Origin of the sequence: Dyella sp. GSA-30 (assembly GCF_027924605.1) — a bacterium.
Classification (GTDB): Bacteria; Pseudomonadota; Gammaproteobacteria; order Xanthomonadales; family Rhodanobacteraceae; genus GSA-30.
The window spans coordinates 2,406,076-2,425,388 of the sequence record NZ_AP027042.1; the positions used below are offsets into that span (position 1 = coordinate 2,406,076).

Genomic DNA, 19,313 nt, shown 5'->3' on the forward strand with positions numbered 1-19,313 from the left:
CGTTCCCTCCCTTGACGTGTCTGGAGAGAGTAGGGTGGAAAGGACTCCGCCTCGCTTTCCGCGTCCTCATACCAGGAGAAACAGCATGAAGCCTTTGTTGTCATGGACCATCGCCGCAGGCCTGTTCATGCATGCCGTCGGTGCCTGGGCCGCCAACGACACGCCGGTTGGTACCTGGAAACAGGTCGACGATGTCACCGGCAAGCAGAAGTCGGTGATCGAGATCACCGATGCCGGCGGCAAGCTGCAAGGCAAGGTGTTGCAAGTGATGAACCTTTCGCCGGAGGAGATTGCCAAGGGTGGGCAGCATCCGGTGTGTGTCAAATGCGATGGCAGCCGCAAGGACCAGCCGATCGAGGGCATGACCATCCTGTGGGACGTCAGCAAGGACGGCGACGTGTGGGATGGCGGCAAGATCGTCGACCCGAAGACCGGCAAGGTCTACAAGGTCAAACTCACGCTGACCGATGGCGGTAGGAAACTCGATGTGCACGGTTACATCGGTTTTTCACTGATCGGTCGCAGCCAGGTGTGGGAGCGCCAGGATTAGGCGCCCTTGAAGTTCGACTCTCCCGCAATGGGAGAGTCGAACGCATCAAGCCATCAGGCGTTGCGGTTCCTGCAGGAAGTTACCCTGCACGAAGTCCACACCACAGGCGAACAGCAACGACGTGCTCGCCGCATCCTCGACCCATTCGGCAATCGTCTGCCGATCCATTTCACGCGCCTGCCGACACAGATCGGCGATACGCTTCTGGTTTTCCGGATGCTGCGGTAGCTCGGCCATATAGCTGCGATCGAGCTTCAGGTAGTCCGCCTCGATATGCGTGAGCAACTGGAACGAGTTGAGGCCGGAACCGAACTGCTCCAATGCGAAGCGGCCGCCGATCTTCTTCCAGGCGCTGACGAATTCCTGTGCCGGGCGCAGCAGGGTCACCACCTTGCTCTCGGTCATTTCCAGCACGATATGGCCGTGCTTGAGCGCGGCCTGTTTCATTCGCGCGGCCAGCCAGGGAATCAGTTGGGCGTCGTTGAGCGAGCTGGCGGTGAGCTTGATGAAGAACGTGGACGGCGTACCGAAGCGCTCGCGCTGGCGCAGCATCTCGATCGCCTGGTTCAACACCCAGCGATCGATCGCCGGGGTGAGGTTGTGCTTCTCGGCGATCGGCAGGAAGAAGCCGGGCAACACTTCGCCTTGCGGGCCGTTGAGGCGCAGCAGGATTTCGGAGAACTCGCCTTCGGCATCCTGCAGGCTGATCACCTGCTGGTGATAGAGCACAAAGTCGTTCTGGGTCAGTGCCTGCTGCAGCAGCGTCAGCCAGTAGCGCTCGCGTTCGGCATCGGCCTTTTCGCGGGCGGCCGGGTCGTGCAGTTCGCTGCGGTTGCCGCCCTGGCTTTGCGCATTGCGCAGCGCCTGGTTGGCCTGATCGAGCAGCAGTTCGGTATTGGCGTTCTTTTCGCTCAGCAAGCTGCCGCCGATGCTGACCGCCACAGTAAGCGAACGCGTGCCGACGTCGAAGATCTCGCCCGCGATGCTTTTTTGCAGCGCGGCGATCCATTCCTTGATGCTTTCGTCGTTACGCGAATGCAGCATCACGCCGATCATGTGTTCGCCAATCAGGCCGGCGCTGTCGTCCGGGCTGAGCAGGGATTCCACCCGCGTGGCAAACGCGGCCAGCAGTTCGTCGGCCTTGCCCAGGCCGATGCCGCTGACCACCGCCTGCCAGCTATCGGGCTCGATCAGCAGCAGCGCCTGGCCCATGCTGCCTTCGGTCGCGGCGGCGACCGCCTGGTCGATGGTTTCGAGCATGCGGGCGCGGTTGAACAGGCCCGTGACCGGGTCGCGCTGCAGCTGTTCGATGACGCCCGGATCGACTTGCTGGCGGCGGAACACCACCTGCAGGCAGGGCTCGCCTTCGAACGTGGCGTGCGCGAACTCCACGTTGGCCTTGAACGAGCTGGCATCGGCGCGGCGCGCCTGCACCTCGATGCGGCCCGGAATTTTTTCGCCGCGCGACAGTGACTTCAACGTGGTCTTGAATGCGTCTGCGTCCGCTGCGCCGATCATGTCGAGCACCGGCAACCCGAGCAGGTCGTCGAATTCGTTGTAGCCGAAGGTCTCGAGATAGGCCTGGTTGGCGCGTACGTGCATGCCTTCGTGCACGTAGGCAATCGCATCGGTGGACGAATCGAGCAAGGCATCGCAGCGGCGCTCCGATTCGCGCAATGCCGATTCGAGCCGGCGCAGCTGGCGACGCGTGTTGAGCGAGTCGAAGTCGCGCTGTACCACCGCCAGCAACTGGCGTGGCTGCGAGCGCAGCGCAATGCCGCGCACGCCGTTGATGAACATGTCGGTGGCCAGGTCGTTGTCCAGCTGGCTGACCAGGGCGATCAGCGAGAGGTCGCGGCCATGACCGTCGAGCAGGCGGGTGACTTCACGCAGGTCCAGGCTGCCGATTTCCGGGTCGAACAGCACGATGTCGGGGCCCAGCTCGTCCAGGGCTGCCTGCATCTGTTCGCTGTTGGTGGCGCGCGCTGGGCGCACCGCAATACCGTTATTACGTAACAGGCTGATGATCTGCTCGGCGTCCTCGACCGATTTTTCGATGAAAAGAATCTTGATTACCAGGTCTGTTTTCGTCGACACGTCGAACGATCCTTGGATTTCACCGAAACGAAAGCGTATGAGGCAGGACCGGTGAATGCACCGGACTGCAAAAAAGGTTTTAACGGATTCCCGTGAGGACTGCCAGCATCAAAGCGGGTTTGAATGAGGATTGCCTCACAATGGCCGTTTCGATGCGTCGCCACCCACCTCGCGCACCAGCTTGGGCACAAGATAGCCGGGAAGTTGTTGTCGCACCGCCTCGACCAGCGTCAATGCGCGCGCATCGTCGACCTCGAAATGCGCCGCGCCCTGGACGCGATCGAGCTGGTGCAGGTAATAGGGCAGCACGCCGGCGGCGAACAGACGCTCGGACAGCTCGGCCAGGGTATCGGCATCGTCGTTGACCCCGCGCAGCAGCACCGACTGATTGAGCAGAGTCACGCCCGCATCGCGAAGCCTTGCGCAGGCCTGGTCCACCGAGGCGTCGAACTCGCGAGCGTGGTTGGCATGCAGCACCATCACTTTCTGTAACGGCAGGTCGGCCAGCCACTGTAGGAGGGCATCGTCCACCCGTTCGGGTAGTACTACCGGCAGGCGCGTGTGGATGCGCAGCCGCGTGACCGATGGGATATCGACCAGGCCGCGGGTCAGTTCTTCCAGCTTGGCCGTGGCGAGGGACAAAGGGTCGCCTCCGGACAGGATCAGTTCGCTGATGCTCGGGTCCTGGCGCACATGGGCCAGGGCATGACGCCATTGCCCGGCCGCGGCCATCTCGTCGCCATAGGGGAAGTGGCGGCGGAAGCAATAGCGACAGTTGATCGCGCAGCTGCCGCTGGCGATCAGCAGGGCCCGCCCCTGGTACTTGTGCAGCACACCCTGGGCGGTGCGGGCGGCCATATCGCCCACCGCATCGACCGTATAGCCCGGTGCCGGCTCCAATTCGGCCAGCTGCGGCAGCACCTGCAGCAGCAGCGGGTCGCTTGCGTCGCCACGGCGCATACGGGCCACGAAGCCACGCGGCACACGTAGCGCAAAGCCGGCCTGGTCTGTCGGCAGGCCGGCCTCCAGGTGCCCCAGATCCAGCAGGCGCAACAGTTCGCCGGCATCCGTGACGGCATCGCGCCAGAGCTGGCGCCAGTCGCCGTGGGCCTGGGGCGCGGCCGGTGTTATGCGGGCGCCTGGGCTTGCGGTTATCATAAGTGGTCCCGTGCGGGCATCTGCCCGTTCAATCCGACATTTTAACTGCTAAATCCTTCCTGGCGCGGCGCAAACGAGCATGCCGGTGGGGTGTCACTATCCTTTTGGAGTTCTGCGCAATGGCGAGCTACGACCTTAATGGCGTAAAAACTGGCTTGAAGATCCTCATGGACAACGAGCCTTATGTCATCACCGACGCTGAGTTCGTCAAGCCGGGCAAGGGGCAGGCCTTCACCCGCATCAAGATCCGCAACCTGGTCAATGGCCGCACCACCGAAAAGACCATGAAGTCCAGCGACAAGGTCGATGGTGCCGAAGTGGTCGATGCCGATATGACCTTCTCCTATAAGGATGGCGACCAGTGGGTGTTCTCCGACCAGGAGTTCAACGAGCACCGTGCGCATGAAGCCGGTGTAGGTGATGCCGCCCAGTGGCTGATGGGCACCGAAGAGTGCGTCGTCACCTCCTGGACCAAGCCGGACGGCGCCACGCTCATCATCGCCGTGCAGGCGCCGAACTTCGTCGAATTGAAGATCATCGAGACCGATCCGGGCGTCCGTGGCGATACCTCGGGCGGCGGCGGCAAGCCGGCCAAGCTGGAAACCGGCGCCGTCGTGCGCGTGCCGTTGTTCGTCAATCAGGACGAAGTGATCAAGGTGGATACGCGTTCGGGCGAATACGTCAGCCGTGTAAAGTGACGTACTGACGCGCGGGCAAAGCCCGCGCCTTTGTCAGTACGTCATCCCCGCCCAGGCGGGATCCAGTGAAATACTGGTGCGAAGCACGCTTTATGTTATTTGCTCTTCCGCTCGTTTCACGCGCTTAAAGTCGCTGGATGACCAGCTTCGCTGTTGTGAAGCGCTTCCCGCTTACGCGGGGATGACGAGTAGGAAAGGAAGATGAGTGAGCGTATTTTCGTAAGAATCAAACGCTAAAAACGGGGCGGTCACCGCAAGGTGTTCCGCCCCGACTTGTAAATAAGGCCGCCAGACTCATGACCCATCAAAATCCCCAAACCGTTGATCTGTGCATCGAAGCGCGCTGGGTCGTGCCGGTCGAGCCGCATGGCGTCGTGCTGGAAGACCACACGGTAGTCGTGGACAAGGATCGCATCGTCGCCTTGCTGCCCACGGCCCAGGCACGCGCCGCCTACGCGCCGCGCGAACGCAGCGAGCTGGGCGAGCACGTGCTGATCCCCGGCCTGATCAACACCCATACGCACAACCCGATGACGCTGCTGCGCGGCCTGGCCGACGACTTGCCGCTGATGGTGTGGTTGCAGCAGCACATCTGGCCGGCCGAGGCCAAGGTGATCGGGCCGGAATTCGTGCGCGACGGCGTGGAGCTGGCGGTGGCCGAAATGTTGCGCGGCGGGACCACCTGCGCCAACGAAAACTATTTCTTTCCCGATGCCATCGGCGCCACCTATCGGCGCATGGGCTTTCGCGCGACGGTCGGCCTGCCGATCATCGAATTCCCGACCGCCTGGGCCAAGAGCCAGGACGACTACTTCGAGCGGGCCGGTGAAGTGCACGACAGCTTTCGCGGCGATGCGCTGATCTCGACCGCGTTCGCGCCGCACGCGCCGTACACCGTGTCCGACGCCAGCTTCGAGCGTATCCGCGTGCTGTCGGATCAGCTCGATATCCCGGTCCATCTGCATACGCACGAAACCGCGCACGAAGTCGAAGACGAAAAGAAAAAGACCGGCCTGCGCCCGTTCCAGCGGCTGCAGAAACTGGGCATCGTCAACGATCGCCTGATCGCGGTGCACTTTACCCAGATCACCGACGGTGAGATCGCCGCCTGCGCCGAAGCGGGCGTGTCGGTCGTGCATTGCCCCGAATCGAATCTCAAGCTGGCTTCCGGGTTCTGCCCGGTGGAGAAGCTGCGCCTGGCCGGCGTCAATGTGGCCATTGGCACCGATGGCTGTGCGTCGAACAACGACCTGGACATGTTCGGCGAGATGCGTACCGCCGCGATGCTGGCCAAGGCCGTCGCCGAGGATGCATCCGCCTTCGACGCGGCGTATACGTTACGTGCGGCCACACTCAATGCCGCCAAGGCGATGGGCCTGGATGCGCAGATCGGTTCGATCGAACCCGGCAAGCAGGCTGATCTCACGGCAGTACGCCTGTCGGACCTGGAAACGCAGCCGATGTATCACGTGGCCTCGCAGCTGATCTACGCCACCGGGCGTCACCAGGTAAGCGATGTGTGGATCGCCGGTCAGCGCAAGCTGCGTCAGCGCGAGCTGGTGGATGTCGATGTCGAGGGCATCCTCGCCAAGACACGCGCCTGGCGCGAGCGCATCGCGGCGACTTGAGTAAGGAGGCACCGTGAACCGTTATCTCGTTATCGCCATGCGTCGGCCCCAGTTCGATCCGGCGGCCGCCGTCGCCCATCAGGAGTTCCTGCAGGGCCTGCGCAATGGCGGCACGCTGGAGCTGACCGGTCCCTTCACCGACAAGAGCGGCGGCGCCTATGTGATCCGGGCGGAAAGCCTGGAAGCGGCGCGGATCATCGTGCATCAGGACCCGGTCCATACCAGCGGTGGTTGGGACGTGACCGTGCACGAATGGGATGCCCGTTAATTTCGTTTGAACCGGTCCAAGTACACTGCGGTACTTACACTGCCGCACTGCGATGATTTGAGGATGTCCCGATGCAAGCTGCGAACGTAAGTCCGGAAGAAATCGCCCGTTTCGACAAGCTGGCCTCGCGCTGGTGGGATCCGGATGGCGAGTCGCGACCGCTGCACGACCTGAACCCGGTGCGCCTGGGCTATGTCGCCGCGCGCATGGATTTGCGCGACGCCCGCGTTGCCGATGTGGGTTGCGGCGGCGGCCTGCTCAGCGAGGCGCTGGCCCGTCAGGGTGCGCGCGTGACGGGCATCGACATGGGCGAGAAGGTCATCCAGATCGCCAAATTGCATCTGCACGAGTCCGACCTCAAGGTGGACTATCGCGTGCAGCCATCGGCCGAACTGGCGGCGGCCGAGCCCGAATCGTTCGATGCGGTGTGCTGCATGGAGCTGATCGAGCACGTGCCCGATCCGGCCGCGCTGGTGGCCGACCTCGCGGCGATGGTCAAGCCGGGCGGTCATGTCTTCATGTCCACGCTCAATCGCACGCCGGCATCGTTCGGTGCGGCCATTCTTGGTGCGGAATACATCATGCGCATGCTGCCGCGCGGCACGCATCACTACGCACAGTTTCTCAAGCCGTCCGAGCTGGGGCGTTTGCTGCGCCATGCGGGGCTGGAGCTCGAAGACGTCTCCGGGCTTGGCTACAACCCGGTCAACCGCAAGGCGTGGCTCAGCCGATTCACCGCGGTCAACTATCTGCTGAGCGCACGTAAACCCGCATGAAATCCTTACCCACATCCATTCAAGGCGTGCTGTTCGATCTCGACGGCACTCTGCTGGACAGCGCTCCCGATCTTTACGCGGCGCTGGTGCGCCAGTGCGAAGAGGAAAACGCGCCTGTGCCGGCCTATGAGCCGGTGCGCGAAGTGGTGTCACGCGGTACCCGTGCGATCCTGCAGCGCGGTTTTCCAGAGCTCGACGAGGCGGGCATTCAGGCGCGGGTGCAGCGTTATCTCGATTTGTATGAAGGCATGCTGGCCGAGCACACGCGCCCCTTCGACGGCATCGACGCCATGCTCGCTACGCTCGAAGCGCGCGGCATTGCGTGGGGCGTGGTGACCAACAAGCCTGGGTTTCTCACCGATCTGCTGCTTGAGCGCATCGGTTGGATGCCACGGGTCTGTGCCGTCGTCGCCGGCGATACGTTGCCGGTAAAAAAGCCCGATCCCGCACCGGTTCTGCTCGCCTGCGAACGTGCTGGCCTGGATCCGGCGCGCTGCCTTTTCGTGGGCGACGATCGTCGCGACGTTCTGGCCGGCAACGCAGCGGGTCTGTATTCGGTCGCGGTGGAATGGGGTTATCTCGATGGCGGCAACCCGCATCAATGGGGCGCCGATGCGGTGATTGCGCATCCGGCGGAGCTATCCGCCTGGGTTGAACGGCGTCAGGCGATCGCATGAACACGGCGGCCGTAACCGGCGAAAATACCGCGCTGGACAGCTATATCGACAAGTGGCTGTCGGTGCAGCCGCAGCAGCGTATTGCGCTGGCGTTCGTCGATCCGCACCGTTATCCCGGCCATATCGCATTGGCTGCGCTGGAACAGGAACTGCTCGGCGCGGCCTATGGCATACGCGAGCCGCAGGTCGCCGCGGCCAAGCTCAACTGGTGGGCGGAAGAGCTGTCCGGTGCGGCATCAAGCGGTGGCCGGCATCCGCTGACCCAGGTGCTGTTCGACGACGAGCGCGCGCATGCCTTGCCGGGCGAGCGCTGGCTGGCACCCGTGCTTGCCGCCATGGCTCAGCTGGAAGAGGGCACGGCGGCCGATTTTTCGTCGCAAGTTGCCGCAGCATCGCAGCTGCATGGCGCCTGGGCGCAACTGGAGAACGCCTGGTGGTTCGGCCAGGGCGCATCGGCCGAGCGAGCCGCGCAGCTCGCGACCTTGTCGCATCTGCTGCACGGCCTGCTGCGCCTCGAAGAGGATGCCGAGCGCGATCGTCTTCCCTTGCCGATGGCCCGTCTCGCCCGCTTCGGTCTCAGTCGCACCCAACTGCGGCAGGCCAGTGAGGAGCGCGAAGCGGCGATTCGTGCTCAATTGGATGATTTGAAGCGTGCCTGGGCTGATGCGAACAAGCTCGCCGGCCCGATCAGCGTATTTCGTCGCCTGGAGTCGGAGCAAAATCGTGCTTCGGTCCAGCGTGCGGCCAAGGCCCCCGATCCGCTCGCCGTCTTGCGGCAGCGCCAGCAGCAGCGCGGCCCGGGTGTGGCCTGGCGCGCCTGGCTCGCCGCGAGGGCCTGGCACCGCCAGGTTGGCGACTGAGCGGACGCAGCGTTTCCCCACCGCGCCTATTGTGGGCTGCGGCTTCTGCCCCAAGATTGTCGGCTTAGGCCATCAGTGCCCGCAGGACTTTTAGGATTCCCCATGTACAGCCCCGAAAACACCGCTCGCTTGCTCCCCGATGTCGCCGTGCACGCGCAACCTCATCTGGCCGGTGCGCTGGACTGGGTGGGTATGGATGGCATCGAGGTGCCGGTGCGCTTCGACGCCGGCGATGGCGACGTGCAGCGTGCCAGTGCGCGCGTCGGTGCCTTCGTCAACCTGCACCGTCCCGACAAGCGCGGCATTCATATGTCGCGCCTCTACCTGCAGGTGGAGGAAGCATTGAGCAGCCAGACGCTTGGCGTCGGCATGCTGCATCAGCTGCTGCGCGGCTTCCTCGACTCCCACAAGGATCTTTCCGACCGGGCCTGCCTGAGCATCCGCTTCGAGCATCTCGTGCGGCGCCCGGCGCTACGCAGCAGCAACAGCGGTTGGCGTGCGTATCCGGTCTGCGTCGAAGCAAGCCTGACCGGCGACGAGCTGATGATCGAGTTCGGTACCGAGATCGTTTATTCCTCGACCTGTCCTGCATCGGCGGCGCTGTCGCGCCAGTTGATCCAGGACCAGTTTGCCAAGGACTTCGATGCGGGCCAGCCGGTCGATCATGCCGCCGTGCTGTCGTGGCTGGGCAGCGAACGCGGCATCGTCGCCACGCCGCATGCGCAGCGTAGCGTCGCACGTATTCGTGTACGTCCCAGTGAAGGCAACGATTTCAATCTGATCCAGCTGATCGATCGCGTCGAGCATGCGCTGGGCACGCCGGTGCAGACCGCGGTCAAGCGCGAAGACGAGCAGGCGTTCGCACTGGCCAACGGCAGCAACCTGATGTTCTGCGAAGACGCGTCGCGTCGCATTCAAAAGGCGTTGGATGCCGACGATCGTCTGGCCGATTTCCACGTCCGCGTCGAACACCAGGAGAGCCTGCACCCGCATGATGCGGTGGCGTATGCGAGCAAGGGTGTTGCGGGCGGGTATGGCAGTGGAGCTGCGGTCTCCAAGTAAAGCGCGCGGCGTTACGGTGCCGCGCGCTCGATCCCAGGCAACAACAACGGATCCAGTCGCACACCGAACCAATTGAATCCCCAATGCACATGCGGCCCGGTCGCGCGGCCGGTCATGCCTGCCGCGCCGATCACCTGGCCTTGCGCCACACGCTCGCCGACGCGAACGTCCAGTCGCGACAGATGCAGGAAATTCGAGCTCAATCCGAAACCGTGATCGATCAGGATCGTGCCGCCGGTGAGATAGAGATCGGGCTTGGCGAAGGTGACGATGCCTGATGCCGGCGCCTTCACCGGCGTGCCCTGCGGTACGGCGATATCCATGCCCGAATGCGGGGCTTTCGGGTCACCGTTGTAGATGCGCTGATTGCCGAAGCGGCCACTGATACGGCCCTGCACGGGCCAGATAAAGCCGTGGGTAAAGTCCTCACGATCGTCGTCACGGTCGCGCGCGACAGTCACTTCGGCCTGTTCGCGCTTGATCCGCTCGGCGATATCCGGCGGCGGGTTGACCGTCTTGGGCGGGACGCCATTGACACGCTCGATCGGCCAGTCGCGCGGCAACACGCGAATTGCCTGACTGGAGCGCCCATTGATGCTGACCGTCAATGGGCCTTTTTCATCGCGCCCCGCGCCAAAGACGACGGTGCCGTCTTCACCGACGCGGACCGGCTTGCCGTCGACCGTGACCTTGCTGCCCGGCGTCACCTTGGCGATCACCAAGCCACCCTGCGATACGGTGGCGGGGATGCTTTGGGCCATGACCTGCATGGCCGCCAGCATCAGCGTGGCGGCCCATCCGATAACGCCAAATCTCATCGATCGTAAGCCAGTCGCTGGCCGCGCACGCTGTCATTGACGCGCGAACCGTCCCATACGCGTTCACCGTTGACGAAGGTGGCGGCAATGGAGCTATCGAAGGTGTAGCCCTCGAACGGCGACCAGCCGCACTTGGACAGCACTTCGTCACGGCGAACCGTATGTTTCTTTTTCGGGTCGACCAGCACCAGATCGGCGGCATAGCCTTCGCGCAGGAAACCGCGACCGTGCACGTTGAACAGCTTGGCCGGCGAATGCGTGACCGCCTCCACCACGCGCTCGAGCGTGAGCTTGCCCTCGAACACGCGCTGCAGAGCGGCCTGAAGCGCGAACTGCACCAGCGGCAGGCCGGATGGCGCCTTGTCATACAGCTGGGCTTTTTCTTCCAGCAGATGCGGTGCGTGGTCGGTGGCGAGCACATCCAGACGGCTTTCGGCCAAGGCCTTGATGATCGCCTCGCGGTCGGCAGCCGTCTTGATCGCCGGATTGCACTTGATCAGAAACCCGAGGCGCTCGTAGTCCTCATCGGAAAAATGCAGGAAATGCACGCAGGTCTCGGCCGTGATCCGCTTGCCTTCGATGGGGCCCGGCTGGAACAGGGCAAGCTCATCGGCGGTGGAAATATGCAGCACGTGCAGGCGGCTGTTGTGCTTTTGCGCCAGCGAAATCGCCAGGCGGGTGGACTTGATGCAGGCTTCGCGCGAACGGATCAGCGGATGCTCGCGAGCCGGGATGTTGTCGCCGTATTTTTCGCGCGCCTTGGCGTGCAGGACGTCGATCATCGGCGTGTCTTCGCAGTGCGTGATGATCGGCGTCGGCGCCTCGCGGAAGATGCCGTCGAGGACGTGCGGGTCGTCCACCAGCATGTTGCCGGTAGAGGCGCCCATGAACACCTTCACGCCGGGCGTGGCCTTGGGGTCGATCGAGCGGATCGCTTCGAGGTTGTCGTTGCTGGCGCCCATATAGAAGGCGTAGTTGACCGCCGAGGTCTCCGCGCCGCGGGCGAACTTGGCTTCCAGGGTGTCGCGGTCGAGTGCCGGTGGCCTGGTATTGGGCATTTCCATGAAGCTGGTGATGCCGCCGGCGGCGCAGGCACGCGATTCGTGGGCGATATCCGCTTTTTGCGTCAGGCCGGGCTCACGAAAATGCACCTGGTCGTCGATCATGCCCGGCAGGAGCCACAGCCCGCTGGCGTCGATCACCTGTTCGCCCGGACGGGAGTCCAGGGTGCCGGCAATGGTCTCGATCCTGCCTTGCCTGACACGCAGATCGGCGTGGAAGCGGCGGCCTTCGTTAACCAGCTCGGCATTCTTGATCAACCAGTCAGTGGACATGCGGTTCTCCAGTATTTCCGCAGCGGCGGAAGGTAAAACGATCAGGGACGGGGTCGGGGCCGCCTTCGCAAAGGGGCTGGCAGCGCAGGATGCGCCAGATCGCAAGCAGGCTGCCACGCCACGGACCGAAGCGCGTCACAGCAACCCGTGCATAATCGGAGCAGCTGGGGTAGAAGCGGCAGCGTTGACCGAGCAGGGGGCTCAACCAGCGCTTGTAGAAAGAGAGAAATAGAAGTATCAGTCGAGTCACGACGTTTCACATTGCGGCAACGGTTTTCGGCGCCTATTTGCGCAGTATTCCAGAAGCATGGTTGCCGGTGTTAGATACATGGGCTATAACACCCGGCCGCCAAGGCCAAAAATGGTGAAGGGAAATGGCGAAAACGACGCGTAGTGCGACACCCGCTAAGGCACACAAAGGGAAGGCCGTGCCCAAGGCGAAAGAGACAGTCAGCAAGACCAAGGTCGCCGCCAGCAAGGGCGTGGGGGCGGCTAAGAGCGCTGCAGCAACCAAAGCGCCTGTCAAAGCAACCAAAAAAGCCGCGCCAGCCAAGCAGGCTGCAGCGAAGAAAGCGCCCGTCAAGAAAGCCGTTCCCGTGACCAAAGCCGCCAAGACCGTAGCCAAGAAACCCGCTCCCAAGGCCCCGGCCAAAGCCGCCCCGGCCAAGAAGCCCGCTGCCGCCCCCGTCGCCGCCAAGAAGGCGCCGCCGGCCAAGGCACCGGTGAAAGCCGCCGCACCCAAGCCTGCAGCCAAGCCGGTCGCCAAAGCGGCGCCGGCCCCGGTCAAGGCAGCTGCCAAGCCGGCACCGGCCACCAAGCCGACGCCAGTTGCAGTGCACCAAACCAAGGCTCCGGCCAAGCCGGCAGCGCCCGTCGCTGCCAGTGCCCCGGCGCCCAAGCCCGCTGCCCTCCCTCCGGGCAAGGTAGCGAGCGCAGTCGCCGTGGCATCGCCGCGCGTGGCCTCGGCCACCGCACGCCACACTTCCCACACAAAACAGAAGACCTCGCAGTCCTCGATGAATAGCTCCGCAATACTCGATAACGGCATCACCAAAGAAGACGGCCGCTACGCGCTCCCGTCCACCACCAACATTGACCTGCCCAAGGGATATCGCCCGTCTAACGACGAGGAGTACATGAGCCCCAAGCAACTGGCTTTCTTCCGCAACAAGCTGCGCGAATGGCGTGATCAGCTGGTGGAAGAATCCCGACAGACCATGGAAAACCTCCGTGACGAAGTCCGTGACGTCGGCGATGAAGCCGAGCGCGCGACCCGTGAAACGGAAAACTCCCTGGAACTGCGTACCCGCGACCGCTACCGCAAGCTGATTTCCAAGATCGACAAGGCCCTGCGCCGAATCGAGGAAGGCCGCTACGGTTATTGCGAAGAGACCGATGAGGAAATCGGCGTCGAGCGCCTTGAAGCGCGCCCGATCGCTACCTTGTCGCTCGACGCGCAAGAGCGCCGCGAGCATCTGCAGAAGCAGATGGGTGACTGATCACGGGTCGTCTGACGCTGATAAACGAGGCCCTGCCAACCGGCGGGGCTTTGTTTTTCAGACCAGCGCTCCTGCGTAGGCCTTGATCCTGGCCAGCATGGCTGCCAGCCCGTTCGAGCGGGTAGGCGAGAGATGCTTGGCCAGGCCGATGGCTTCGATGAAGCGCGGTTCGGTCTCGACGATCTCCCTGGCCGAGCGGTCGGAGTAGACCCTGAGCACCAGCGCGATCAGGCCCGAAACGATGGCCGAGTCGCTGCTGGCGATGAAGTGCAGTTTCTGCGCGTCCCCACTGGGGACCATCCATACCATCGACTGGCAGCCGACTACGCGGTAGTCCTCGGTCTTGTATTCGTCGGGGAAGGCGGGGAGCTGCTTGCCCAGGTCGATCAGGTATTGGTAACGCTCGGACCAGTCGCCGAAAAAGGCGAATTCCTCGGCGATGTCTTGTTGTGCCTGTTCGGCGGTGGGGGATATGGCGGTAGTCATCTCGGCATTATCGCGCGATAAGGCCAAGAGCGCCCCCTCACCCCAGCCCTCTCCCCAGCAAAGCCAGGGGAGAGGGGGCACACTGAGGCAAGTTTTCACGTTGCGAGCCTTTGCTCCCTCTCCCCTGGCTTTGCCGGGGGAGAGGGTTGGGGTGAGGGGGGCTCTTGGCTCTACTGCTTTACAACATGCCAACGCGCCCCACCAGCACCGTCCTCGATCATGATGCCCTTCGCCGCCAGCTCGTTGCGAATTTCATCGGCACGCTTGAAGTTACGTGCCGCGCGCGCTTCCTGACGTTCGACCAGCAACGCGTCGATAGCCGCGCCATCGATGTCGTTCGAAGCGCCCTTGAACCACATTTCCGGATTCTGCTGCAGCAGGCCGAGCAGGGCGCCGCCGCCAAGCAGCGCTGCCTTGGCTTCGCGCTTTTCAGCATCGGAGCCGGCCTGACGCGCGGCATCGGCCAGCTGCGACAATTCTGCCAATGCTTGCGGCGTATTGAGGTCGTCGCACAGCGCGGCTTCCACGCCGGCGGGAACCGGCAGCTCGCCTTCGACAGGTACCTCGGCCAGGTCGCGCAACACGCGATACCAGCCATCGAGCGTGCTGATCGACTGCGCCACCGCGGCATCGGACCAGTCCAGCGGTTGGCGGTAATGGCCGCGCAGCAACAGCAGGCGCAAGGCCTCGGCGGGGTGCTGCTTCAGCAGCTCATGCACCAGCAGCACATTGCCCAGCGACTTGGACATCTTGCGCCCGTCGAAGGTCAGCATGCCGTTATGCAACCACCAGCGTGCGAAGGTCTTGCCGTCGTTGGCGCAGGTGGACTGAGCGATTTCGTTTTCGTGATGCGGGAACAGCAGGTCCACGCCGCCGGCATGGATGTCGATGGTCTCGCCCAACTGTGCCGCGCACATCGCCGAACACTCGATATGCCAGCCCGGACGGCCACGGCCCCAGGGGCTGTCCCAGCCGGGCAGGTCGGGTGTGGAAGGCTTCCACAGTACGAAGTCTCCGGGGTTCTGCTTGTACGGCGCGATTTCCACGCGGGCACCGGCGATCAGTTCCTCCGGATCGCGGCCCGACAACTTGCCATAGTCCGCAAACGACTCGACCCGGAACAACACATGGCCTTCGGCCGCATAGGCGTTGCCGGTCGCGATCAGCTTCTCGTTCATCCGGATGATCTCGTCGATATGCGCGGTGGCATGCGGTTCGAGATCGGGCGGAGCGATGCCCAGCCCGGCCATGTCCTGGCGATAGGCCTGGGCGTAGCGGTCGGTGATGCTCGAGATCGGCACGCCCTCCGCCTGGGCGGCGGCGTTGATCTTGTCTTCCACGTCGGTGATGTTCCGCGCGTAGATCACCCCGGGAAAATGACGCCGCAGCAGCCGTGCCAGCACGTCGAACACCACCGGCCCGCGCGCATTGCCGATGTGCACGTAGTTGTAGACGGTGGGGCCGCAGACATACATGGTCACCCGGTTCGGATCGAGCGGAGTGAAGACGTCGGTCTGGCGGGTAAGGCTGTTGTAGAGCGAGATCGGCATGGTCGGTCCGGGCTTCCGGTGCGCGGGAATAAATCGGCCGGCCATCTTAACAACATGTGAGCGGAGCCGCGGCGGGGGCTGCCAATCTAAGCGTGTATTCAGTGTGAACTTGTTGAAATTGAAAAAAGCAAAGAAGCGTCTTTGAAGCCCCGAATCTATGGAGGTCGTCATGGCCAAAATGTTTCTCCCCGCGTTGTTCCTGGCCCTGACTACTGTGGCCGGCGGCGCCTATGCGCAGAACTCGCGCTATCCGAACGATGCCCCGCCGCCGCCCCCTCCGGGTGCAGGTCCAGGCCCGGGTGCTGACGGTGGCAGTGCGCACTTCGGTTGGGCCGACGTGCTGCGGGTGGACCCGGTCTACGGTGTCGCCCGTACCGAAGTGCCGCGCCAGGAGTGCTACGACCAGACCGTCGTGCAGCAGGAACCCAGCCACGGCAGCGCCGCTGGCACGATCCTCGGTGCGGTGGTCGGCGGCGTGCTCGGCAACACCATCGGCAAGGGCGATGGCCGCAAGGCCGCGACCGTGGTCGGTGCGGTGGCCGGTGGCGCCGTGGGCAACAGCGTTTCGCGCACCCCGGGTGGCGAATACCAGAGCACCCAGACCACCTGCCGTCAGGTCAGCTCGGTCAGCGAGCAGCGCCGGATCATGGGTTACGACGTGGAATACCGCTATCGCGGCGAGGTCTACATGTCCCGTCTGAACTACGATCCGGGCGAGCGCCTGCGCGTCCGGGTCAGCGTGGCCCCGGCCGACTGAGCGGCCCGCCGAAAGCCAGCCAGAACGCCGCCTCCGGGCGGCGTTTTGCTGCCAGTGACATGAGGATGTTGCACGGCAGCGAAATTCCCGTCATGATGAGCGTTCAACCTGGAACCCACATGTCCACAGCCGTCTATACCGCCAACGTTCTGACTAGCGCCCGCATGGCCGCTGGGATGACGTCGCGTGCTCGCCGACCGCTGGTCCGACATTCGGCCGGGTAGGCTGTCGCACGCGTTTAACGTGAATCGACGACAAAACCCGGCCTGTGAGCCGGGTTTTTTGTTTTCTGGATTTGGGATTTGGAGCCGTCATGACCGTTCGCCACTTTCTTACTACGCAGGACTACAGCCGCGCCGAGATCGACACGCTGCTGGAGCAGGCGGCCGCCTTCAAGCGTTCGCCGCGCGGCCAGCAGATGGCCGGCAAGTCCGTCGCCTTGTTGTTCTTCAACCCGTCGATGCGCACGCGGACCAGCTTTGAACTGGGCGCGTTCCATCTGGGCGCGCATGCCATCGTGCTGGCGCCCGGCAAGGACGCGTGGCCGATCGAATTCGACGTCGGTACGGTGATGGACGGCGATACCGAAGAGCACATCGCCGAGGTGGCGCGCGTGCTGTCGCGCTACGTCGATCTGATCGCGGTCCGTGCGTTCCCGAAGTTCCAGGACTGGGCAGTCGATCGCGAGGACCGGGTGATCAAGGCCTTCGCTCAGTACGCGACCGTGCCGGTGATCAATATGGAAACGATCACTCATCCTTGCCAGGAGCTGGCGCATGCGCTGGCGATGAGGGAACACCTGGGCAACCTGCAGAATCGCAAGTACGTCCTGACCTGGACCTATCACCCCAAGCCGCTCAACACGGCGGTAGCCAACTCAGCCTTGCTGATCGCCACCAAGATGGGCATGGACGTGACCTTGCTGTGCCCCACGCCCGACTACGTGCTCGACGAGCGCTATATGCAGGCCGGCATACAGAACGCCAAGGACAATGGCGGTTCTCTTCGCGTCAGTCACGACATCGAGGAAGCCTATAGCGGCGCCGATGTCGTTTACGCGAAGAGTTGGGGGGCACTTCCGTTTTTCGGCCGCTGGGAGCAGGAAAAGCCGATCCGCGACGCGCACAAGCACTTCATCGTCGACGAGGCCAAGATGGCACTGACCAACAACGGCCTCTTCAGCCATTGCCTGCCGTTGCGCCGTAACGTCAAGGCGACCGACGCGGTGATGGATTCGCCCGCCTGCATCGCCATCGACGAAGCCGAGAACCGCCTGCATGTGCAGAAGGCGGTGATGACCTCGCTGCTGGCCGGGCGCTGATCTGATGCAAGTTCGCGAGGAGACCAAAGCATGAGCAACCATGCCCATCGTTATGCGGTAGAGGTGGTATGGACTGGAAACCGTGGCGACGGCACCCGGACGTACACGGGCTATGGCCGCGATCATGAGGTACGCGTTGCAGGCAAACCGGTGATCGCCGGCTCGTCCGATGCCGCCTTTCGCGGCGACGGCGCCAAACACAATCCGGAAGACATGCTGGTGGCCTCGCTGTCGACTTGCCACATGCTCTGGTATTTGCACCTGGCGGCCGACGCGGGCGTGGTTGTCACCGATTACCAGGATCATGCCGAAGGGGTGTTGAGCATCGATGCGCAGCATGGCGGACGCTTCACCGAAGTGGTGCTGCGGCCGACGGTGACGGTCACCGCGCAAAGCGACGCGGGCAAGGCCGAATCGCTGCACGATGACGCACACCATGTTTGCTACATCGCCAACTCCATGAATTTTCCGGTGCGCTGCGAGCCGCGCATCCTGACCGAATCCGTTTGATCGAACCCGTTGAATCGCTTTCCCCAGGACCTTGAAGACATGAGCAAAGATATCGTTCTCGCTTTCTCCGGTGGTCTCGACACCAGTTTCTGCGTGCCGTACCTGCAAGAGCGCGGCTGGGCCGTGCACACCGTATTCGCCGATACCGGTGGTGTCGATGCCGAAGAGCGTGCATTCATCGAACAGCGTGCGAAAGAGCTCGGTGTCGCCAGCCATCAGACGGTCGATGGCGGTCCGGCGATCTGGGAAGGTTTCGTCAAGCCGTTCGTGCACGCAGGCGAGGGCTATCAGGGCCAGTATCCGCTGCTGGTATCGGACCGCTACCTGATCGTCGACGCCGCGATCAAGCGCGCCGCTGAACTGGGCACGCGCGCCATCGCGCACGGTTGCACCGGCATGGGTAACGACCAGGTGCGCTTTGACCTCGCGGTCAAGGCGCTGGGCGATTACGAAATCGTCGCGCCGATTCGTGAAATCCAGAAAGAACACACGCAGACGCGCGCCTACGAGCAGGCGTATCTGGAAGAGCGTGGCTTTGAAGTGCGTGCCAAGCAGAAGAGCTACACCATCAATGAGAACCTGCTCGGCGTGACGCTTTCCGGTGGCGAGATCGACCATTGGAAAACGCCGGGCGAGGGCGCACGCGGCTGGTGCAAGCCGCGCAGCGAATGGCCGGCGGAAAAGCTCAGCGTGACGATCGGTTTCGAGCAGGGCGAGGCAGTATCGCTCAACGGCGAAAAGCTGCCGGGAGCGAAGTTGCTGGCCAAGCTCAACCAACTGTTCGCCGCTTACGGCGTCGGTCGCGGCATGTACACCGGCGATACCACGATCGGTCTGAAGGGCCGCATCGTGTATGAAGCACCGGGCCTGATTTCGCTGCTCACCGCGCACCGTGCCCTGGAAGAAGCTGTGCTGACCAAGCAGCAGAACCGCTTCAAGCCGGACGTGGCGCGCAAGTGGGTCGAGGTGGTCTACGAAGGTTTCTATCACGATCCGATCAAGACCGATCTTGAGGCCTATCTCGCCTCCAGCCAGCGTTGCGTCAACGGTGAAGTGGTGCTGGAAACAAGCGGCGCGCAGGTGACCGCGGTGGAGATCCGCTCGCCGCATATCTTGAATGCCAAGGGCGCCACCTACGCGCAATCCGCGGACTGGGGCGTGGCCGAGGCGGAAGGCTTTATCAAGCTGTTCGGCATGAGCAGCACGCTGTGGGCAGAAGTCAATCGCAACGACGACAACAACAACCGACGATAAGCAAAGGAGC

At 63.4% G+C, this 19,313-nt stretch carries 20 protein-coding genes; 13 read left to right on the forward strand and 7 right to left on the reverse strand.

What is annotated here, in order from left to right:
* Positions 1 to 85 precede the first annotated feature (85 nt).
* Complete coding sequence (locus QMG46_RS10660) at positions 86 to 550, forward strand: DUF2147 domain-containing protein (RefSeq protein ID WP_281852488.1); 465 nt, start codon at positions 86 to 88, stop codon at positions 548 to 550.
* Between the two features lie 45 nt (positions 551 to 595).
* On the opposite strand, the gene QMG46_RS10665 is transcribed toward QMG46_RS10660, so the two are convergent.
* Both QMG46_RS10665 and epmB read right to left on the reverse strand, forming a co-directional pair.
* Complete coding sequence (locus QMG46_RS10665) at positions 596 to 2,647, reverse strand: GGDEF/EAL domain-containing response regulator (protein ID WP_281852489.1); 2,052 nt, start codon at positions 2,645 to 2,647, stop codon at positions 596 to 598.
* Between the two features lie 135 nt (positions 2,648 to 2,782).
* Positions 2,783 to 3,805 (reverse strand): EF-P beta-lysylation protein EpmB, encoded by a 1,023-nt coding sequence (epmB, locus tag QMG46_RS10670; protein WP_281852490.1) that lies wholly within the window; start codon positions 3,803 to 3,805, stop codon positions 2,783 to 2,785.
* Between the two features lie 119 nt (positions 3,806 to 3,924).
* Here epmB and efp point away from each other — a divergent pair, with 119 nt between their 5' ends.
* From efp to folE2, 7 genes are all read left to right on the forward strand, one after another.
* Positions 3,925 to 4,503 carry an elongation factor P gene (gene efp / locus QMG46_RS10675; RefSeq protein ID WP_281852491.1) on the forward strand — a complete coding sequence of 193 codons (579 nt, stop codon included), beginning with the start codon at positions 3,925 to 3,927 and terminating at the stop codon, positions 4,501 to 4,503.
* Positions 4,504 to 4,799: 296 nt separating this feature from the next.
* Positions 4,800 to 6,131: a TRZ/ATZ family hydrolase gene (locus QMG46_RS10680; protein WP_281852492.1), complete on the forward strand. Its 1,332-nt coding sequence runs from the start codon at positions 4,800 to 4,802 to the stop codon at positions 6,129 to 6,131.
* A 13-nt stretch (positions 6,132 to 6,144) separates the two neighbouring features.
* A complete protein-coding gene (locus QMG46_RS10685; protein WP_281852493.1) occupies positions 6,145 to 6,399 on the forward strand; it encodes a YciI family protein in 255 nt (84 codons plus the stop codon).
* A gap of 71 nt (positions 6,400 to 6,470) precedes the next feature.
* Positions 6,471 to 7,175 (forward strand): bifunctional 2-polyprenyl-6-hydroxyphenol methylase/3-demethylubiquinol 3-O-methyltransferase UbiG, encoded by a 705-nt coding sequence (gene ubiG / locus QMG46_RS10690; RefSeq protein WP_281852494.1) that lies wholly within the window; start codon positions 6,471 to 6,473, stop codon positions 7,173 to 7,175.
* Positions 7,172 to 7,852: a phosphoglycolate phosphatase gene (gph, locus tag QMG46_RS10695; protein WP_281852495.1), complete on the forward strand. Its 681-nt coding sequence runs from the start codon at positions 7,172 to 7,174 to the stop codon at positions 7,850 to 7,852. Before ubiG ends, gph begins: the two co-directional genes overlap by 4 nt.
* The gene (locus QMG46_RS10700) at positions 7,849 to 8,712 is read left to right on the forward strand and encodes a squalene/phytoene synthase family protein (RefSeq protein WP_281852496.1); all 864 of its coding nucleotides are present in this window, start codon (positions 7,849 to 7,851) and stop codon (positions 8,710 to 8,712) included. Before gph ends, QMG46_RS10700 begins: the two co-directional genes overlap by 4 nt.
* A 102-nt stretch (positions 8,713 to 8,814) precedes the next feature.
* Complete coding sequence (gene folE2, locus QMG46_RS10705; RefSeq protein ID WP_281852497.1) at positions 8,815 to 9,774, forward strand: GTP cyclohydrolase FolE2; 960 nt, start codon at positions 8,815 to 8,817, stop codon at positions 9,772 to 9,774.
* Between the two features lie 11 nt (positions 9,775 to 9,785).
* Here folE2 and QMG46_RS10710 read toward each other — a convergent pair whose 3' ends face one another.
* Genes QMG46_RS10710 through yidD form a run of 3 tightly spaced genes read right to left on the reverse strand, consistent with a single transcriptional unit; the run spans position 9,786 to position 12,176 of the window.
* Positions 9,786 to 10,556: a M23 family metallopeptidase gene (locus QMG46_RS10710; protein ID WP_281852867.1), complete on the reverse strand. Its 771-nt coding sequence runs from the start codon at positions 10,554 to 10,556 to the stop codon at positions 9,786 to 9,788.
* Between the two features lie 32 nt (positions 10,557 to 10,588).
* Entirely contained in the window at positions 10,589 to 11,926 is a 1,338-nt protein-coding gene (locus QMG46_RS10715) for a dihydroorotase (RefSeq protein WP_281852499.1), read from the reverse strand.
* On the reverse strand, positions 11,916 to 12,176 hold the full coding sequence (gene yidD / locus QMG46_RS10720; RefSeq protein WP_281852500.1) for a membrane protein insertion efficiency factor YidD: 261 nt from the start codon (positions 12,174 to 12,176) through the stop codon (positions 11,916 to 11,918). Before yidD ends, QMG46_RS10715 begins: the two co-directional genes overlap by 11 nt.
* Positions 12,177 to 12,300: 124 nt before the next feature.
* On the opposite strand from yidD, the gene dksA reads away from it, so the two are divergent.
* Positions 12,301 to 13,425, forward strand: coding sequence for an RNA polymerase-binding protein DksA (gene dksA / locus QMG46_RS10725; protein WP_281852501.1), 1,125 nt, complete (start codon positions 12,301 to 12,303; stop codon positions 13,423 to 13,425).
* A 57-nt stretch (positions 13,426 to 13,482) separates the two neighbouring features.
* On the opposite strand, the gene QMG46_RS10730 is transcribed toward dksA, so the two are convergent.
* Both QMG46_RS10730 and cysS read right to left on the reverse strand, forming a co-directional pair.
* On the reverse strand, positions 13,483 to 13,911 hold the full coding sequence (locus QMG46_RS10730) for a SufE family protein (protein WP_281852502.1): 429 nt from the start codon (positions 13,909 to 13,911) through the stop codon (positions 13,483 to 13,485).
* A 170-nt stretch (positions 13,912 to 14,081) separates the two neighbouring features.
* Entirely contained in the window at positions 14,082 to 15,461 is a 1,380-nt protein-coding gene (gene cysS / locus QMG46_RS10735) for a cysteine--tRNA ligase (protein ID WP_281852503.1), read from the reverse strand.
* 169 nt (positions 15,462 to 15,630) lie between these two features.
* Between cysS and QMG46_RS10740 the strand changes: the two genes are divergently transcribed.
* The 4 genes from QMG46_RS10740 to QMG46_RS10755 all read left to right on the forward strand — a co-directional run bounded on the left by QMG46_RS10740 (position 15,631) and on the right by QMG46_RS10755 (position 19,303).
* On the forward strand, positions 15,631 to 16,218 hold the full coding sequence (locus QMG46_RS10740) for a glycine zipper 2TM domain-containing protein (protein ID WP_281852504.1): 588 nt from the start codon (positions 15,631 to 15,633) through the stop codon (positions 16,216 to 16,218).
* Positions 16,219 to 16,531: 313 nt separating this feature from the next.
* Entirely contained in the window at positions 16,532 to 17,539 is a 1,008-nt protein-coding gene (locus QMG46_RS10745) for an N-acetylornithine carbamoyltransferase (protein WP_281852505.1), read from the forward strand.
* 30 nt (positions 17,540 to 17,569) lie between these two features.
* The gene (locus tag QMG46_RS10750) at positions 17,570 to 18,049 is read left to right on the forward strand and encodes an OsmC family protein (protein ID WP_281852506.1); all 480 of its coding nucleotides are present in this window, start codon (positions 17,570 to 17,572) and stop codon (positions 18,047 to 18,049) included.
* 39 nt (positions 18,050 to 18,088) lie between these two features.
* The gene (locus tag QMG46_RS10755) at positions 18,089 to 19,303 is read left to right on the forward strand and encodes an argininosuccinate synthase (protein ID WP_281852507.1); all 1,215 of its coding nucleotides are present in this window, start codon (positions 18,089 to 18,091) and stop codon (positions 19,301 to 19,303) included.
* The last annotated feature ends 10 nt before the right edge of the window (positions 19,304 to 19,313 follow it).

Excerpts from the sequence above, each read along its gene's own strand:
- QMG46_RS10660 (WP_281852488.1), top strand. The coding sequence starts at position 86 with ATGAAGCCTTTGTTGTCATGGACCATCGCCGCAGGCCTGTTCATGCAT.
- epmB (WP_281852490.1), bottom strand. The coding sequence starts at position 3,805 with ATGATAACCGCAAGCCCAGGCGCCCGCATAACACCGGCCGCGCCCCAG.
- efp (WP_281852491.1), top strand. The coding sequence starts at position 3,925 with ATGGCGAGCTACGACCTTAATGGCGTAAAAACTGGCTTGAAGATCCTC.
- QMG46_RS10680 (WP_281852492.1), top strand. The coding sequence starts at position 4,800 with ATGACCCATCAAAATCCCCAAACCGTTGATCTGTGCATCGAAGCGCGC.
- ubiG (WP_281852494.1), top strand. The coding sequence starts at position 6,471 with ATGCAAGCTGCGAACGTAAGTCCGGAAGAAATCGCCCGTTTCGACAAG.
- gph (WP_281852495.1), top strand. The coding sequence starts at position 7,172 with ATGAAATCCTTACCCACATCCATTCAAGGCGTGCTGTTCGATCTCGAC.
- QMG46_RS10700 (WP_281852496.1), top strand. The coding sequence starts at position 7,849 with ATGAACACGGCGGCCGTAACCGGCGAAAATACCGCGCTGGACAGCTAT.
- folE2 (WP_281852497.1), top strand. The coding sequence starts at position 8,815 with ATGTACAGCCCCGAAAACACCGCTCGCTTGCTCCCCGATGTCGCCGTG.
- QMG46_RS10710 (WP_281852867.1), bottom strand. The coding sequence starts at position 10,556 with ATGCTGGCGGCCATGCAGGTCATGGCCCAAAGCATCCCCGCCACCGTA.
- QMG46_RS10715 (WP_281852499.1), bottom strand. The coding sequence starts at position 11,926 with ATGTCCACTGACTGGTTGATCAAGAATGCCGAGCTGGTTAACGAAGGC.
- dksA (WP_281852501.1), top strand. The coding sequence starts at position 12,301 with ATGGCGAAAACGACGCGTAGTGCGACACCCGCTAAGGCACACAAAGGG.
- QMG46_RS10730 (WP_281852502.1), bottom strand. The coding sequence starts at position 13,911 with ATGACTACCGCCATATCCCCCACCGCCGAACAGGCACAACAAGACATC.
- cysS (WP_281852503.1), bottom strand. The coding sequence starts at position 15,461 with ATGCCGATCTCGCTCTACAACAGCCTTACCCGCCAGACCGACGTCTTC.
- QMG46_RS10740 (WP_281852504.1), top strand. The coding sequence starts at position 15,631 with ATGGCCAAAATGTTTCTCCCCGCGTTGTTCCTGGCCCTGACTACTGTG.
- QMG46_RS10745 (WP_281852505.1), top strand. The coding sequence starts at position 16,532 with ATGACCGTTCGCCACTTTCTTACTACGCAGGACTACAGCCGCGCCGAG.
- QMG46_RS10750 (WP_281852506.1), top strand. The coding sequence starts at position 17,570 with ATGAGCAACCATGCCCATCGTTATGCGGTAGAGGTGGTATGGACTGGA.
- QMG46_RS10755 (WP_281852507.1), top strand. The coding sequence starts at position 18,089 with ATGAGCAAAGATATCGTTCTCGCTTTCTCCGGTGGTCTCGACACCAGT.